Raw genomic sequence first — 17,294 nt, forward strand, 5'->3', positions numbered from 1 at the left:
CCCTCAATACCTGGAGTAATGTTCCGGACTTGTCTGTCTTCGTCTGTCCCAGTTTTTCCAAGGAATCGGAATATGCTGCGCCGTCGCATGCTGATCATGTTTGCTGTCGTGCTGTTCATTGTCCTGCTGCTGGGGGGCTATAAAGCCTTTTCCATCTACCAGCAGATCCAGGTCTTTGCCAAACCCAAGCCCCCCGTAAGCGTGGCCGTTGCCACCGCGACCGAGCAGCCATGGCAGCAACGCCTGCCGTCGGTGGGTACGCTCAAGGCCTTGCAAGGGGTCAACCTCAGCCTGGAGGTGGCCGGTACGGTCAAGGACGTGCAGTTCGAATCCGGGCAGAAGGTCAAGGCCGGGCAGCCCCTGGTGCAACTCGACAGCGCGGTGGAAAGCGCGCTGCTGGAAACCGCCCAGGCCGACCTGGGCCTGGCACAGCTCGATTACGGACGCGGCAGCCAACTGGTGGGCAGCCAGGCAATCTCCAAGGGCGAGTTCGATCGCCTCTCTGCACAACTGCAAAAGAACAAGGCCACGGTCAATCAGCTCAAGGCGTCGCTGGCGAAGAAACACATCGTCGCGCCGTTCAGCGGCACCATCGGCATTCGCCAGGTGGACGTCGGCGACTACCTGGCCAGCGGCACGGTGATCGCCACCTTGCAGGACCTCAGCAGCCTCTACGTCGACTTCTACGTCCCCGAGCAATCGGTGCCCAAAATCTCCCTCGGCCAGGCCGTGCAGGTGCAAGTCTCGGCCTGGCCAGGCCAGCAGTTCCCCGGCAATATCAGCGCGATCAACCCCAAGGTGGAAAACACCACGCGCAACGTGCTGGTGCGCGCCACCCTGGCCAACCCGGACGGCAAGTTGCTGCCCGGTATGTTCACCAGCCTGGACGTGTTGCTGCCAGATCCGACCGCGCAAGTCGTGGTGCCGGAAGGCGCGATCACCTACACCCTCTACGGCAATTCGGTGTATGCCGTGGCCGAGAAAAAGGCCGAAGACGGCACGCCGGAAAAAGACGCCAACGGCCAGCCCGTGCTGATCGCCGAGCGGCGCTTTGTCGAGACTGGTGAGCGCCGCGCTGGCCTGGTGTTGGTGAGCAAGGGCCTCAAAGCCGGTGAGCAGGTGGTCAGCGCCGGCCAGCTCAAGCTGGACAATGGCACGCCCATTGCCATCAGCCCGGACAAAAACCTGCCGGCAGGGCACTGAGCCATGAAGTTCACAGACGCCTTTATCCGCCGTCCGGTGCTGGCCATGGTGGTCAGCCTGCTGATCGTGTTACTGGGCATGCAGGCCTACAGCAAGTTGCCGCTGCGCCAATACCCGAGCATGGAAAACGCCCTGATCACCGTGACCACCGCCTACCCCGGTGCCAACGCCGAAACGATCCAGGGCTACATCACCCAACCGTTGCAGCAAAGCCTGGCGAGCGCCGAGGGCATCGACTACATGACCTCGGTCAGTCGGCAGAATTTCTCGGTGATCTCGATCTACGCGCGCATCGGCTCCAACAGCGACCGCTTGTTCACCGAGCTGCTGGCCAAGGCCAACGAGGTAAAGAACAAGCTGCCCCAGGACGCCGAAGACCCGGTGCTGAGCAAAGAGGCCGCTGACGCCTCGGCGCTGATGTACATCAGTTTCTCCAGCGGGCAATTGAGCAACCCGCAGATCACCGACTACCTGTCGCGGGTGATCCAGCCCAAGCTCGCGACCCTGCCGGGCATGGCCGAAGCGGAGATCCTCGGCAACCAGGTGTTCGCCATGCGCATCTGGCTCGACCCGGTGAAACTCGCCGGTTTCGGCCTCAGCGCCAGCGACATCACCGACGCGGTGCGCCACTACAACTTTCTCTCCGCCGCCGGCGAGGTAAAGGGCGAGTTCGTGGTCACCAGCATCAACGCCAACACCGACCTCAAGTCCGCCGAAGCGTTTGGCGCCATTACCGTCAAGGCCGACGGCGACAGCCGCGTACTGCTGCGGGATGTGGCACGTGTGGAAATGGGCGCGGAAAACTACAACGCCATCAGCTCGTTCGGCGGCACGCCGTCGGTATACATCGGTATCAAGGCCACACCCAGCGCCAACCCGCTGGAGGTGATCAAGGAAGTGCGCAAGATCATGCCGCAGTTGGAATCCCAGCTGCCGCCCAACCTCAAGGCAGAAATTGCCTACGACGCCACGCTGTTTATCCAGGCGTCCATCAACGAGGTGGTCAAGACCCTGTTCGAAGCGGTGCTGATCGTGATCGTGGTGGTGTTCCTGTTCCTCGGCGCCCTGCGCTCGGTGGTGATTCCGGTGATCATCATCCCGTTGTCGATGATCGGCGTGCTGTTTTTCATGCAATTGATGGGCTACTCGATCAACCTGCTGACGCTGCTGGCGATGGTCTTGGCCATCGGCCTGGTGGTGGACGATGCGATCGTGGTGGTGGAAAACATCCACCGGCATATCGAGGAAGGCAAGACGCCCCTGGATGCGGCGCTCGAAGGTGCGCGGGAAATCGCCCTGCCGGTGGTGTCGATGACCATCACCCTGGCGGCGGTGTATGCGCCCATCGGTTTTCTTGAAGGGCTCACCGGGGCGCTGTTCAAGGAGTTCGCGCTGACATTGGCCGGCGCGGTGATCATCTCCGGCATCATTGCCCTGACCTTGTCGCCGATGATGTGCGCGCTGCTGTTGCGCCATGACGAAAACCCGTCCGGCCTCGCCCACCGCCTCGACCGCATTTTCGACGGCCTCAAGCGTCGCTACCAAAGCCTGCTGCACGGCACCCTGAACACGCGCCCGGTGGTGATCGTGTTTGCGCTGATCGTGCTGGCCCTGATCCCGGTGTTCCTCAAGTTCACCCAGTCGCAACTGGCCCCGGATGAAGACCAGGGCATCATTTTCATGATGGCCAGCGCGCCGCAACCGGCCAACCTGGACTACCTCAACACCTACACCGACGAGTTCGTAAAAATCTTCAAGGAGTTCCCGGAGTACTACTCGTCGTTCCAGATCAACGGCTTCAACGGCGTGCAATCGGGCATCGGCGGTTTTCTGCTCAAGCCATGGAACGAGCGCAACCGCACCCAGATGCAAATCCTCCCCGAGGTGCAGCACCGCCTGGAGCAGATTCCCGGCCTGCAAGTGTTCGGCTTCAACCTGCCGTCCCTGCCGGGCACGGGCGAAGGCTTGCCGTTCGGCTTTGTGATCAACACCGCCAACGATTACGAGTCGTTGCTGGAAGTGGCCAACCGGGTGAAAAAGCGCGCGATGGAGTCGGGCAAGTTCGCGTTTGTCGACATCGACCTGGCGTTCGACAAACCTGAAATCGTGGTCGACATCGACCGCGCCAAGGCGGCGCAGATGGGCGTGTCGATGCAGGACCTTGGCGGTACCCTGGCGACGTTGCTGGCGGAGGCGGAGATCAACCGGTTCACCCTGGACGGGCGCAGTTACAAGGTGATCGCCCAGGTCGAGCGCGCCTACCGTGACAACCCCGATTGGTTGAACAATTACTACGTGAAAAACAACAAGGGTGAACTGCTGCCATTGTCGACGCTGATTACACTCTCCGACCGCGCCCGACCTCGGCAGTTGAACCAGTTCCAGCAACTCAACTCGGCGCTGATCTCGGGTTTCCCGATTGTCAGCATGGGTGAAGCGATAGACACGGTGCGCCAGATTGCCATCGAAGAAACACCGCCCGGCTACGCGTTCGACTACAGCGGCGCATCCCGGCAATTTATCCAGGAAGGCACGGCGCTGTGGGTGACCTTTGGCCTGGCCTTGGCGATTATCTTCCTGGTGCTGGCGGCGCAGTTCGAAAGCTTTCGCGACCCGCTGGTGATCCTGGTAACGGTGCCGTTGTCGATCTGCGGGGCGTTGATTCCCCTGTTCCTCGGCTGGTCGAGCATGAACATCTATACCCAGGTGGGGTTGGTCACCTTGATCGGGCTGATCAGCAAGCACGGGATTCTGATCGTCGAGTTTGCCAACCAACTGCGCAAGGACAAGGGCCTGACACCTCGCCAGGCCGTGGAAGAAGCCGCGGCGATTCGCTTGCGCCCAGTGCTGATGACCACCGCCGCCATGGTGTTCGGCATGGTGCCGCTGATCCTCGCCACTGGCGCGGGGGCAGTGAGCCGGTTTGACATCGGCATGGTGATTGCGACGGGGATGTCGATTGGCACGTTGTTTACGCTGTTTGTGCTGCCGTGCGTCTACACCCTGCTGGCCAGACCCGATAAACCCTGAACCTTGTCCTGCGGGCCAATGCTGCTAAACCGAACCTTGTCCTGCGGGCCAATCCCCCTGACCCGAACCTTGTAGTGAGCGGGCTTGCCCGCGCTGGGGGGCGAAGCCGCCCTAAACGGTACGCCGCGGTGCATCAGAAAGACCGAGGTGCCGGGATTTGGGGCGGCTTCGCCACCCGGCGCGGGCAAGCCCGCTCACTACAGGCAAAAAAAAGGCCTCGCTGTGCGAGGCCTTATTCAGGGGGGTTGAATCGTTTCAACTTTGCGGCCTCATGCCTTGAGACATCCCAAACATGAACAGCAACAATTCATGATCAGGCTTGACCGCCGTGCTCGCCTTGGCAACGCGCGGCAACAGGCATTGCGCGCCACCCTGCGTGGCACTGAGCACTTGTGTGCGAGGTTGTTCCCACGCCGCCAGGGCGAGCGCCGCAACGCCCAGCGCCCCAACCAGGAACAGACCTCGTGCTATTTCTAGCTTCATCTGGTTAAACCCTTGATAGCGCTGCCAAACGCCGTCTCGTAAAAGTAGCTGAGTTTGTTCCAGTCAGCGCTGCTCCACGACGAATGGCGCCGCAACTGCTGCATGTCGTGAGAAGCCGCGCGATAAGCGGTCAGCCGCTGCCGGCATTTTTCGAAGTCCAGCAAGGCAATCTCCACATTGGCCGAGTCGCCTTCGCCGGTGACACGGATAAAGATGTGCTTGATGTACAGGCAGCCATGCTGCCAGCGCCCCTTGTGCATACGCACCAGCGTGCCGGCCAACTCCTTGAGCACACGTTCGTGAACCAATTCGCCGTACTGTTCGCGGCCACCGGCGGCATACCAGTTTTCGATTTCATCGAAGCCATCCAGGGCGGCCGTCACCAACAGTGCTTTCCACTGGTGCTCGGGGTCGCGACGCGCCCCGCAAAACACCAGGTCCGGCACGCGCACATCGAGGGAGCGCAGGCCCTTGAGCGCATCACGCTCACGCAGCACGGTGGGCCGTCCGAAGGGATGCAGCCAACTGCGGTAGATGTGGCCGGTCTGGCGCTTGCTGTAGAGCAAGTGGCCGTTAGGACCGGTCACCCGTTGCACGCCACTTTCACCGCCGCGCCGACGATTGGGTTCCTCGACCCATTCGCCCTGCTGGCGCCAGAAAAAATCAAATCTCTCCTCCGGAGCTACGTGACTGCCCGCTACGCACTCAACTGCCATCCTGTTACCTCTTTCTCAGTACATACACTCGCCACATGGCGTAGAGCGGCATGAAGTCCAGAGATTCCTGAACGCGGAAACCGGCCTGTTCGAATTCGTCTTCAACAGTAGCAGCTGGTAACACAAAGCGGTTTTGGTAACCTTCTTGCTCACCTTCGCCACGCCGTTTTTCTTCGAGACGCTTACGCTTCCAGGCCTTGAAATTGCCATCGACCCACAATGAAAGGATCACGCTGTCGCGTGTAACCCGCTGAAACTCGCGCAGTATCGCGACCCGATGCGCCGGATCACCAATATGGTGTAGCAGACGCATACAGAAAATGCTGTCGACCGAGTTATCCGGCAAATCGATATCAAAGGCAGATGTCTGCAAGGGTCGTACCCGTTTCACCACATCGGCGGGTTGGGCGGCCATTGCGACCTTCAACATCGATTCGGAATTGTCCGCACCAATGATCACGCGGTTGGGTTTTTCGGCCAACAGCGGCCAGAAACGCCCGGCGCCACAAGGCAGGTCCAGCACCAGGCCAGGCTCACCGGCCATGGCCAACGCACCACGGGCCAATTGCTCGTCGCGTTTGTGGGACAACCGGCGAGCCAGATTGTCCTTATGCTTGAGCAAATATTCTTGGGCGTGCTGATCGTCGTACTTATCGGAAAATTCGAGCTTGATCGGGGAAGACATCAACGGATCTCCAGTAGCTGATGCCTACAACCTTAAGCACCCTACTGTGATCATCAGGTCAACTGTTTGTGAAAAAGTTGTCCTGTCGAATCCCATACATTTCAAGACTTTACAGACACATTCAGTATCATTGCGCCATGTTCGCCGAAATTCGACGCAGGCTTGCCGCAGCATAACGGCAAGCCTGGCCCTCAGGACTTGACCTGGCTCAGCTCAACATGAAAGCGGCAGCCGTTGGGTTCCATGGTGCTCAAGCTGACGCTCCAGCCCTGGTTCTCACAGATCCGTTGCACCAGCGACAAGCCCAGGCCGAGGCCTTCGCCGCGCTTCTCGCTGCCACGCACGAAGGGCTCGAACATGGCTTCGCGTTTGTCTTCCGGGATGCCGACGCCCGAGTCTTCCACCACGAAGCCTTCGGGCTCCAGCGTCAGGCGGATAAAGCCGTGCTCGGTGTAGTGCAAGGCATTGCGCAGCAGGTTGCCCATCACCGCGTGCAGGAAGGTCGCGTTGTAGCGGGTATCCAGCGGGTTGCCCGGCTGGTAGATCAACTCCAGGCCCTTGCACTCGATAGGTTCGCGCCAGAGGCCGAGCAAGTCGTCGGCCACCTGCTTGAGGGTCACCCGAGGCGACATGCTGCCATCGTCATGCTGGGCACGGGCCAGCATCAGGAAGGTCTGCACCAGTTCGCGCATTTCCGCGCAGGCGCGAGCGATCCGCTCCACCTGGTTGCGCCCACGCTGGTCGATGGCAGGGTTTTCCAGCAACAATTCACAGGAGCTGGCCAGCACCATCAGCGGCGTGCGCAATTCGTGACTGACATCGCTGGTAAACAACTGCTCGCGAGACAACGCCTGCCGCAAACGCCCCAGCGTGGCATCGAACGCCACGGCCAGTTCGCCCACTTCATCGGCCGCGTAGTCCGGCGCCAGGGGCGGTGCAAGGCCCAGCAACTGGTCGCGATGACGCACCTGGCGGGCCAGACGCACCACCGGCGCCATCACTTTGCGCGCCAGCACCCAGCCGAGGAATACCGCCAGGGCCAGGCTGAGCACAAAGCCCACCAACACGACGGCAAACAGTACGCGCTCACGCTCTTCGAAATCGCTTTGATCCTGCAGCAATACGTAGCGCCGACCGTCCACCACTTCGACCATGGCGTGGTACGACAGCGACTCGCGGAACACTTCATGGAAGCCGGGCTCAAGGTGACGCAGATCCTTGGGCAGGTCGAAATCACCGGGGCCGCCGCTGAAATAAAACAGCTGGTCCGGCTCGGGGCGGTGGTTCCAGTCCTCGACGCTGTCCATCAGCAGCAGACGTTGCAAGTCACCGCCGAGGCCCGCCGAGATCAATTTCTCTTCCACCAGGTGCACGGTCGCAACGATGCCCATGGCGAAGGCCCCCGCGACCAACGCGCTCATCAAGGCAAAGGCGATGATGATCCGTTGGGCAAGGCTTTGCTTAAACTCCATCACGCCCCTCGGCCAGGCGATAACCGACACCGTGCACCGTTTGCAGCAATGGCTTGGCGAACGGTTTATCGATTACTTGGCGCAATTGGTGGACGTGGCTACGCAGGCTGTCGCTATCAGGGCAGTCATCACCCCACAGGGCTTCTTCAAGGATTTCGCGGCGCAGTACATGCGGGCTTTTTTGCATCAGCACCGCCAGCAGCTTCAGGCCGACCGGGTTGAGCTTGAGCAAGCGCCCTTCGCGGGTGACTTCCAGGGTGTCGAGATCGTAATGCAGGTCGGCCACTTGCAGGGCACGCCGCCCGCCACCCTGGGCGCGGCGCAGCACGGCTTCGATGCGCGCGGCCAACTCCGACAGGGCAAAGGGTTTGAGCAAGTAGTCATCGGCGCCGGACTTGAAGCCCTGCAGCCGGTCATCCAGTTGGTCGCGCGCGGTGAGCATGATCACTGGCGTGTCGCGACGGGCGTCTTCGCGCAGGCGTTTGCACAGGGTGTAGCCATCGATACCGGGCAGCATGATGTCGAGCACGATCAGGTCGTAATGCTCGGTGGCGGCCAGGTGCAGGCCCGACAAACCGTCCTGCGCACAGTCCACGGTATAGCCTTTGAGCCCCAGGTAATCGGCCAGGTTGGCCAGAATATCGCGGTTGTCTTCAACCAATAGAATTCGCATGGGCAGTGTCTCCGTACGCGGTAACGGCCGTGTTGGCTCGCGCAGCTTAAGGCCAAGTGTGGTTCAGGGATAGACCTGAAAGACCGGTCGATAAAGGATTTCAACTGATTTAACCTTACAACGAGTTTTTCACTATAGCTTCACAAACTGACTACAGTGTCAGCACGAAGATCGCCGCCCATCGATATAAGGAATTTGGACATGGGGTTTCTCAAAACCGCGCCTATGCGCTATTTGCTGCTTGTAACCGGGGCCTGGCTCCTGGTTTTCCTGCTCACGCGTAGCGTGTTGCTCATCACTCACCTCGATGAAGTCAGCGGCAACCTGCTGCCGGTGTTTGGTGTGGGCCTGCTGTACGACCTGGGTTTCCTCGCCTACGCCGCCCTGCCACTGGGCCTGTATCTGCTGCTCTGCCCGCCTGCGCTGTGGCGCCGCCGTGGCCATCGCTGGTTCCTGCAAGCGGTGCTCAGCGTCAGCCTGTTCGCTATGCTGTTTACCTCGGTGGCCGAGTGGCTGTTCTGGGATGAATTCGGCGTGCGCTTCAACTTTATTGCCGTCGATTACCTGGTGTATTCCGACGAGGTCTTGAACAACCTGCTGGAGTCCTACCCGATCGGCAAACTGCTCAGCCTGCTGGCGATGCTCGCGGTTGTGTTGAGCCTGGTCCTGCGCAAGCCGTTCAACGCGGCGATGAACGCGCCGCTGCCGCCACTGCGTGGGCGACTGGTGACTGCGTTGAGCCTGCTGGTCATCACGGGCCTGAGCCTGCAACTGATCAGCCAGGACAGCCCGCGCACCCAAGGCGGCAATGCTTACAACAACGAACTGGCCAGCAACGGCCCGTATCAGTTTTTCGCCGCCTTCCGCAACAATGAGCTGGACTACCCGCAGTTCTACAAAACACTGCCGGCAGATGTAGTCGCCCAGCAATTGCGGGCCGAACTCAGCGAGCCCAATGCACGCTTCATCGGCAAAGACCCACTGGATATTCGCCGCGCCATCGACAACCCCGGCACGCTGCGCAAACCCAACATCGTGCTGGTGACCATCGAAAGCTTCAGCGCCAAGTACATGGGCAGCAACGGCGATGAACGCAACCTGACGCCCAACCTCGACGCCCTGCGCAAGCAAAGCCTGTACTTCAACAACTTCTACGCCACTGGCACTCGCACCGACCGCGGCCTGGAAGCGATCACCCTGGCGATCCCTCCGACGCCCGGCCGCTCGATCGTCAAGCGCATTGGCCGCGAAAGCGGTTTCGCCAGCCTCGGCCAGCAACTCAGTGCCATTGGTTACGACAGCGTGTTCGTCTATGGCGGGCGCGGTTACTTCGACAACATGAACGCGTTTTTCAGCGGCAACGGTTATCGGGTGGTGGACCAGAGCAGCGTGCCGGAAGCGGAAATCTCGTTTAAAAACGCCTGGGGCATGGCCGACGAAGATCTCTACAAACAAACCCTGAAACTGGCCGATGCCGACTACGCCAAGCAGCAACCGTTCTTGCTGCAACTGATGACCACCTCCAACCACCGCCCCTACACCTACCCGGACGGGCGCATCGACATCAAGTCCGGCAACGGTCGTGACGGCGCGGTGAAATACACCGACCACGCCATCGGCGAATTCCTGCAGGCGGCGCGCCAGAAACCCTGGTTCGATAACACGATCTTCGTGTTCGTCGCCGACCACACCGCCGGCAGCGCGGGCAAGGAAGACCTGCCCATCACCAACTACCAGATTCCGCTGTTCGTCTATGCACCCAAGCTGATCGACCCTCGGGAGTCCGCGCAACTGGCCAGCCAGATCGACCTTGCGCCGACGTTGTTGGGGCTGATCAACCTGAGCTACGAATCGACCTTCTTTGGCCGCAACCTGTTGCAGGACAACCCACTGCCACCGCGCGTGGTGGTCGGCAACTATCAGCACCTGGGCTTGTTTGACGGCAAGGATCTGGCGATCCTCAGCCCACGCCAGGGCTTGCGCCGCCACGACCAGGCCCTGGGTGAGAGCCAGGAGTCGCGGGTGGGCAGCGATGATCCGTTGATCCAGCGAGCGATCACCTACTACCAGGCAGCCAGTTATGGGTTCAAGCAGCAGTTGTTGAGCTGGAAGGGCCCCAAGGATGCGAGCCCGCAACTGACCGAACGTTGATTGTAGTGAGCGGGCTTGCCCCGCTCACTACAAAGGCGCCTGTTAATAAATGCCGATAAAAAAGCCCCGCCTGCATCGCTGCAGGCGGGGCTTTTTCAGTGCGGGGGTAAGGCTGGCTTACATCATGCCGCCCATGCCACCCATGCCGCCCATGTCTGGCATACCGCCGCCAGCTGGAGCGGATTTGGTCGGTGCATCAGCGACTGCCGCTTCAGTGGTCAGGATCAGACCGCCGATGGAGGAAGCAGCTTGCAGCGCCGAACGAGTCACCTTGGTAGGGTCCAGGATGCCCATTTCGATCATGTCGCCGTATTCGCCAGTTGCAGCGTTGTAACCGAAGTTACCTTTGCCGCTCTTGACTGCGTTGACCACAACGCTTGGCTCGTCGCCGCTGTTAGCGGAGATCTGACGCAGCGGTGCTTCGACAGCACGACGCAGTACAGCGATACCTACGTCCTGGTCAGCGTTGTCGCCTTTCAGGCCACTGATCGCTTCCAGAGCACGGATCAGCGCAACGCCACCGCCAGGTACCACGCCTTCTTCAACGGCTGCACGGGTAGCGTGCAGGGCGTCTTCAACGCGGGCTTTCTTCTCTTTCATTTCAACTTCGGAACCAGCGCCAACCTTGATCACTGCAACGCCGCCGGACAGCTTGGCCAGACGCTCTTGCAGTTTTTCACGGTCGTAGTCGGACGAAGTCTCGGCAACCTGGGCGCGGATCTGGGTGATGCGCGACTGGATGTCAGCGTCAACGCCAGCACCGTCAACGATGATGGTGGCTTCCTTGGAGATGGTCACGCGCTTGGCGCTGCCCAGGTTTTCCAGGGTGGCGCTTTCCAGGCTCAGGCCGATCTCTTCGGAGATAACGGTACCGCCGGTCAGAACGGCGATGTCCTGCAGCATGGCCTTGCGACGGTCGCCGAAGCCTGGAGCCTTGACGGCTGCAACCTTGACGATGCCACGCATGTTGTTCACAACCAGAGTCGCCAGGGCTTCGCCTTCAACGTCTTCGGAAACGATCAGCAGTGGGCGGCCGGCTTTGGCAACGGCTTCCAGCACTGGCAGCATTTCGCGGATGTTCGAGATCTTTTTGTCGACCAGCAGGATCAGCGGGCTTTCCAGCTCGGCAACCATGGTGTCTGGCTTGTTGACGAAGTACGGGGACAGGTAGCCACGGTCGAACTGCATGCCTTCTACAACCGACAGTTCGTTTTCCAGGCCAGTGCCTTCTTCAACGGTGATCACGCCTTCTTTACCGACTTTTTCCATGGCTTCGGCAATGATGTCGCCGATGGAGCTGTCGGAGTTGGCGGAGATGGTGCCTACCTGAGCAATAGCCTTGGTATCAGCGCAAGGCTTGGACAGGTTTTTCAGCTCGGCAACGATGGCGATGGTCGCCTTGTCGATGCCGCGCTTGAGGTCCATCGGGTTCATGCCGGCAGCGACGGCTTTGTAGCCTTCGTTGACGATAGCCTGAGCCAGTACGGTGGCGGTGGTGGTGCCGTCGCCTGCGTCATCGTTGGCACGGGAGGCAACGTCTTTGACCAGCTGCGCGCCCATGTTTTCGAAACGGTCTTCCAGTTCGATTTCTTTGGCGACGGAAACGCCGTCCTTGGTGATGGTCGGAGCGCCGAAGCTCTTCTCGATGATCACGTTACGGCCTTTAGGGCCCAGGGTCGCTTTTACTGCGTCAGCCAGGATGTTGACACCGGTGAGCATTTTCTTACGGGCGGAGTCGCCGAATTTAACTTCTTTAGCAGCCATGATCGATATTCCTTAAATACTTTGTAGTAACGGGAAAATGAGCGGGGAAATCAGTCTTCCAGAACGGCGAGAATCTCGTTCTCAGCCATAACCAGCAGGTCTTCGCCGTCGACTTTCACAGTGTTGCTGCCGGAGTAAGGACCGAATACAACCTTGTCACCGACTTTAACGGCCAGCGCACGAACATCACCGTTTTCCAGAGTCTTGCCTGGGCCTGCAGCGACGATCACACCGTGGTTGGCTTTTTCAGCAGCCGAACCTGGCAGAACGATACCGCCGGCGGTTTTCTTTTCTTCTTCGCTGCGCTTGATAACGACGCGGTCGTGCAGAGGACGAAGCTTGCTCATTGTCGATCTCTCCTAATTGTGTTTTTCATCGGCCGGTATCAGTACCGGCGGGTTGTATTCCGGCGGTGCCGGTCGCGTCTCGCCAAGCAAGACGCGGAAGTCTGTCTGGTGTTGCCACCAGAAACCTTGCGGTGACCGTTACATAAGGGCGCATAAGCCGATTACAAGGGGCCTCGGCGGAAATTTTTTACGTGTGCCGACGGCTGAAAGCAACACGGCACCCGAAGGTGCCGTGCCAAAGATGCGGTTATTTGCTGTCGCGATGTTCGAACTCGCCTTCGATCACATCCCCTTCACGCCCCAGCGGTTGGCGCGGGGCCGGGCCGCCACGGGGTTGCAGGTCGTCGGCGAAAGCCCGCTGGCGCAGCGCTGCCTCTTCGGCGCGCTGGCGCATCTTGCCGGCAAGCAACTTGCGCGAGAACGGCAACAGCAACACCAGGCCAACGACGTCGCTGATGAAACCCGGCAGGATCAACAAGCCGCCGGCCAGGGCCATCATCAGGCCTTCAAGCATGGTCTGGGCTGGCAGCTCGCCACGGTTCAAGCTCTCACGGGCACGCAGCGCAGTGGCCAGGCCGGCGACGCGCAGCACCAGCACGCCAAGCATCGAGCCGAGAATGATCAGCAGCAGCGCCGGGAAAAACCCGATGGCTCCGCTGACCTGAACGAAGACGAACAGCTCCAACACTGGAAATAGCAGAAAGAGCAATAAAAAAGGGCGCATCAAATGGTTCCTCAACGCAAGAATGCCTTGCTAGTCCACCTTAGATGACGTCGCCGTTTCGTGAATTCAAGCGCTGGCCACTGTTTTTTTCGGCCAGACCTCGGCGTGAGCCAATGAAACCAAGGCTTCGCGCACTTGTGTCGGCGTATTGCAAGACTCCGCGAAGGGCAGCCAATGCAACGACTGGCCGATACGCAGGTGCATGCCTTCGCTGTCGATGCCAGCCAGTTGCGCAGGTTCGGAGGTAGGCAAGCCGGCCAAGGCGACGTAGTGGGCGATGGCCTTGGTGTGGTCGCTGTTCATGTGCTCGATCATGCTGCGCTCGGCCTTGCCGGCGAACGGGTTGGCCAGGGTGAGTTGATCAACCCAATGAATCGCGCCAAATCCGCCGATGTAGCGATGACGCACGGGCTTGAGCACCCAGAAGTCGAAGTCGTGAGCCTTATGGTAGTTGGCCGAGTCGGGAAAGTAACGGTAATAACGCTCTGCCGCCGCTTCGATCGCCGCCGGGTCGTCGATCTTTTCGGCCTCGGCCAGGTAGGTCAGGCGCCCCACTGCTTGCACGTCGTCCGCCTCGCGCTCGCCAACCAGCAGCGAGCACTTGGGGTCTTTTTGCAGGTTATGAGTGTGCTGGGCAATGCGGCTGATCAGGATCAGCGGGCGGCCCTGTTCGTCCAGGCAGTACGGCACCACGGAGCCGAAGGGAAAACCGGGCATGGCCTTCGATTGTGTGGCGAGAGCCCCACGGTATTCCTTAAGCAACAGCTCTCGGGCGTTCTTGGCAACCTGTGCGCTCAACGTATGACTCCTCGGGTATTCAGCCGCCCATGGCATATGGGAATGGATCTCAACACAAGGTAATCAATATCGGCGAAGGTTGCCAAGCGGGTTTTGTGCAGCCTTATTACCAGGCCACGCCGAAGCCGGCGGTATAGCGGGTCTTGCTCAGGCTGCTGTCGGAGTCGCCGCTGATGATGTCGCGCTCGGCCTTGAGGTTGAGGGACGCCCATTCGGTGACTTTGTAGCGCAGGCCCATTTCCGCATCCAGGGAATAATCGATCGGCCCGTCGATCGGCTTACCCAATTCGCCCATGGTGAAGAACTCGACGGTCTTGCCCACCAGGTAGCGGTTGTAGTTCCACTTCATCGCTGCCGAGTAGAAATGGTCCTTGCCGCCCTCGGCATATTCATAATCGGTGCGGTTGATCAGCGAGCCGAGGGAGAACGCGCCCAGTTCATCATCCCAGAACTGGTAGCCCGGGCCTGTACCGACGGTACGCTGGCGGGACAGGTCTTCAACCTTGTCGCGCTTGTAGGTTAAACGACCCTGCCAGAACCAGTGTTCGGTGAGGAAGCGGTCCAGGTCATATTCCAGCGCCCAGTTGTCGGTGGTGGTCACGTCGTCCTGGAACTCGCGGTTGTACTCGCCCTGCCCGGTGTGGCGCCATTGGCCATGCCGCGCGCTGGTCTTGAAGTCGATGTCGTAGTCATTGGTGTCTTTCTCGGCGCGCTTGTAGTCCAGCGCCAGGTCGACATTGCCCTTCCACACCAGGTCTTCGATGACCGGCTTGGGCTTGATGATCTGCTGGATGCTGGCCAAATCGACCGTCTTCGGCGCCTCGCCGTTGGCCAGCACCACCTTGCCGTCCTCTGCCGCCCTCAGGGACTTGGCCTTCTCGCCCGTGTAGGCATCCTGCTTGACCAGCAACTCCTGGTCGCTCTCCAGGGTCTTCACCTGCTTCCAGTCCACCGGGATGGCGCCTGCGTAGTCGGTCTGAATCAGCAGCTTGCCACCGTCGAAGACTTTGATCTTGCCGCTCAGGCGGTCACCGTTCTTCAACCAGACGGTGTCAGCCAGCAAGGGCGTGGAAGCACTGAAAACAGCAAGGCACAGCAGGGTTCTGGACAACATAAGCGGATTCGGAGCTCAGGATTGGCGAAAAGGGCGCGTTATCGTGTTAGATAGCTAGGACTGACTCAAGGATTTATATTGAGTTCAATTCTCATCGGCACGTTTACAGACGTTTCTTACAATAAGACCGATGTTTTCAACGGATGCGCACAGTGAATCAACCCGCCGATACGCCGCAAAGCCCTGCCGAAATGCGCCGTACCGCGCTGTACCTGACGCTGGCCCAAGTGCCTGAAGGTTGCGTGGTGAGCTACGGTGAGTTGGCCCATCTGGCGGGTTTGGGCCGCGCTGCACGCTGGGTCGGACGCACCCTCAGCCAGTTGCCCGAAGACACGCGCCTGCCCTGGCATCGGGTGTTGGGTGCCGGCGGTCGGATAAGTCTGCCGGTGGGCAGCGCCTCGGGCGACGAACAACGTGCGCGTTTACGCAGCGAAGGTGTCAGTATCCTGAACAATCGCGTGGATATTCAGCGTCATGGCTGGCGCCCGGTAGAGCACAGCGGTTAGAGTGCGCGCTTTGTTTCCGCAAACCTGAGGCAGACTCCAGCCCATGCCCCGTAAAACCTGGCGCGCCGCGCTCGCTGCCTATGCCAGCCCCTCGACGTTGGTCCTGTTGTTGCTCGGCTTTGCCGCCGGCCTGCCTTACATGTTGGTGTTCTCGACGCTTTCAGTGTGGTTGCGTGAGGCCGGAGTGGCTCGCGAAACCATCGGCTATGCGAGCCTGATCGGTTTGGCCTACGCCTTTAAATGGGTCTGGTCGCCGCTGCTCGACCAATGGCGCCTGCCGCTGTTGGGCAAACTCGGACGTCGTCGTTCCTGGCTGGTATTGGCCCAGTCGCTGGTGATCCTCGGATTGATCGGCATGGGTTTCTGCGACCCGCAGAAACACTTGTCCTGGCTGATCGCCATCGCGGTCGTGGTGGCCTTCGCGTCCGCCACCCAAGACATTGCCGTCGACGCCTACCGCCTGGAAATCGCCGACGACACCCGCCAGGCCGCCCTGGCCGCCAGCTACATGTCCGGCTACCGCATCGCCGCCCTGCTGGCCACGGCCGGCGCACTGTTCTTTGCCGAAGGTTTCGGCTCTACCGGGTTCAACTATCAACACTCGGCGTGGCTCGGCACCTATGTGCTGTTTGGCGTGCTGATGGTGCCTGCGCTGCTGACCACCCTGTTCATGCGTGAACCGAACGTGCCACTGCGCACCCAGTTGCAAGCCGGACGCTACAGTTTTGTGCACCAGCTGGTCTCGGTATTCGTACTGATCGTGCTGTTGGTGTCGGTGCCGGCAATGTTCACCCAGCTGTACAACACCGATTTCGACAGCGTGCTGTTCCACGGCATGAGCGTGTGGGACTTGCTGATGGACGACCGCGCGTTCCTGCGCGCCATCCTCTATATCACCCTCACCGCCTTGTGCCTGTCAGCCATGGGCCGTCGCGGCCTGGCGCCGGTGCTGACGCCGGTCAACGACTTTATCCTGCGTTACCGCTGGCAGGCGCTGCTGCTGCTCGGGCTGATTGCCACCTATCGCATGTCCGACACGGTGATGGGCGTGATGGCCAACGTGTTCTACATCGACCAGGGCTTCACCAAGGACCAGATCGCCGGAGTCAGCAAGATCTTCGGCCTGATCATGACCCTGCTCGGCGCCGGTATGGGCGGCTTGCTGATTGTGCGGTTCGGTATCCTGCCGATCCTGTTCATCGGCGGGATCGCCTCGGCAGGCACCAACCTGCTGTTCGTGATGCTTGCCGACATGGGCCCGGACCTGCAGATGCTGATCTTCACCATCTCCCTGGATAACTTCAGTTCCGGCCTCGCCACTTCGGCGTTCGTGGCCTATCTGTCGAGCCTGACCAACCTCAAGTTCTCCGCCACACAATATGCGCTGCTCAGCTCGATCATGCTGCTGCTGCCACGCCTGATCGGCGGGTACTCGGGGGTGATGGTGGAGAAGTTCGGCTATCACAACTTCTTCCTGATTACCTGCATGCTGGGCGTGCCAACGCTGTTTCTGATCGCGTTGCACTGGTTCCAGGAGAATCGACGGATTCGGTTGAACCCGCCGGTAGAAGACTGAGCCTGTGGGAGCGGGCTTGCTCGTGAATGTGGTGGGTCAGTAACGGATTTAG

15 protein-coding genes are annotated in these 17,294 nt (G+C 60.2%); 5 read left to right on the plus strand and 10 right to left on the minus strand.

Going from position 1 to position 17,294, the window contains the following annotated elements:
• The first annotated feature begins 72 nt into the window (after positions 1–72).
• Entirely contained in the window at positions 73–1,203 is a 1,131-nt protein-coding gene (locus LIY36_RS16170) for an efflux RND transporter periplasmic adaptor subunit (protein ID WP_226456283.1), read from the plus strand.
• Positions 1,204–1,206: 3 nt separating this feature from the next.
• A complete protein-coding gene (locus LIY36_RS16175) occupies positions 1,207–4,233 on the plus strand; it encodes a multidrug efflux RND transporter permease subunit (protein WP_226456284.1) in 3,027 nt (1,008 codons plus the stop codon).
• A 255-nt stretch (positions 4,234–4,488) separates the two neighbouring features.
• Here the strand turns inward: LIY36_RS16175 and LIY36_RS16180 are convergent, their stop codons facing one another.
• The 5 genes from LIY36_RS16180 to colR all read right to left on the minus strand — a co-directional run bounded on the left by LIY36_RS16180 (position 4,489) and on the right by colR (position 8,262).
• Positions 4,489–4,716: a hypothetical protein gene (locus tag LIY36_RS16180; RefSeq protein ID WP_192299498.1), complete on the minus strand. Its 228-nt coding sequence runs from the start codon at positions 4,714–4,716 to the stop codon at positions 4,489–4,491.
• Entirely contained in the window at positions 4,713–5,432 is a 720-nt protein-coding gene (locus LIY36_RS16185; RefSeq protein ID WP_192299499.1) for a lipopolysaccharide kinase InaA family protein, read from the minus strand. The genes LIY36_RS16180 and LIY36_RS16185 overlap by 4 nt, the downstream gene beginning before the upstream one ends.
• 4 nt (positions 5,433–5,436) lie before the next feature.
• Positions 5,437–6,117 carry a class I SAM-dependent methyltransferase gene (locus LIY36_RS16190; RefSeq protein WP_226456285.1) on the minus strand — a complete coding sequence of 227 codons (681 nt, stop codon included), beginning with the start codon at positions 6,115–6,117 and terminating at the stop codon, positions 5,437–5,439.
• A gap of 191 nt (positions 6,118–6,308) precedes the next feature.
• Positions 6,309–7,589, minus strand: a complete 1,281-nt coding sequence (locus tag LIY36_RS16195) for a sensor histidine kinase (protein WP_192299501.1) — start codon at positions 7,587–7,589, stop codon at positions 6,309–6,311.
• Positions 7,579–8,262, minus strand: a complete 684-nt coding sequence (gene colR / locus LIY36_RS16200; protein ID WP_016975511.1) for a two-component system response regulator ColR — start codon at positions 8,260–8,262, stop codon at positions 7,579–7,581. The genes LIY36_RS16195 and colR overlap by 11 nt, the downstream gene beginning before the upstream one ends.
• A gap of 201 nt (positions 8,263–8,463) precedes the next feature.
• Here colR and LIY36_RS16205 point away from each other — a divergent pair, with 201 nt between their 5' ends.
• Entirely contained in the window at positions 8,464–10,413 is a 1,950-nt protein-coding gene (locus LIY36_RS16205; protein WP_226456286.1) for an LTA synthase family protein, read from the plus strand.
• Between the two features lie 117 nt (positions 10,414–10,530).
• Here the strand turns inward: LIY36_RS16205 and groL are convergent, their stop codons facing one another.
• The 5 genes from groL to LIY36_RS16230 form a co-directional block, all read right to left on the minus strand.
• Positions 10,531–12,177, minus strand: coding sequence for a chaperonin GroEL (gene groL, locus LIY36_RS16210; protein ID WP_226456287.1), 1,647 nt, complete (start codon positions 12,175–12,177; stop codon positions 10,531–10,533).
• 50 nt (positions 12,178–12,227) lie between these two features.
• Positions 12,228–12,524, minus strand: coding sequence for a co-chaperone GroES (locus tag LIY36_RS16215; RefSeq protein ID WP_124525003.1), 297 nt, complete (start codon positions 12,522–12,524; stop codon positions 12,228–12,230).
• Between the two features lie 247 nt (positions 12,525–12,771).
• Positions 12,772–13,248 (minus strand): FxsA family protein, encoded by a 477-nt coding sequence (locus LIY36_RS16220; protein ID WP_226456288.1) that lies wholly within the window; start codon positions 13,246–13,248, stop codon positions 12,772–12,774.
• Between the two features lie 66 nt (positions 13,249–13,314).
• Positions 13,315–14,046, minus strand: a complete 732-nt coding sequence (locus LIY36_RS16225; RefSeq protein WP_226456289.1) for a HugZ family pyridoxamine 5'-phosphate oxidase — start codon at positions 14,044–14,046, stop codon at positions 13,315–13,317.
• Positions 14,047–14,152: 106 nt separating this feature from the next.
• Positions 14,153–15,160 (minus strand): DUF481 domain-containing protein, encoded by a 1,008-nt coding sequence (locus LIY36_RS16230; RefSeq protein WP_192299506.1) that lies wholly within the window; start codon positions 15,158–15,160, stop codon positions 14,153–14,155.
• Between the two features lie 143 nt (positions 15,161–15,303).
• Between LIY36_RS16230 and LIY36_RS16235 the strand changes: the two genes are divergently transcribed.
• Positions 15,304–15,666 (plus strand): MGMT family protein, encoded by a 363-nt coding sequence (locus LIY36_RS16235; protein WP_226456290.1) that lies wholly within the window; start codon positions 15,304–15,306, stop codon positions 15,664–15,666.
• Positions 15,667–15,709: 43 nt separating this feature from the next.
• A complete protein-coding gene (locus tag LIY36_RS16240; protein ID WP_192299508.1) occupies positions 15,710–17,242 on the plus strand; it encodes an AmpG family muropeptide MFS transporter in 1,533 nt (510 codons plus the stop codon).
• Positions 17,243–17,294: the final 52 nt, after the last annotated feature.

The sequence above is a fragment of the Pseudomonas sp. AF03-9 genome (genome assembly GCF_020515815.1).
Classification (GTDB): Bacteria; Pseudomonadota; Gammaproteobacteria; order Pseudomonadales; family Pseudomonadaceae; genus Aquipseudomonas.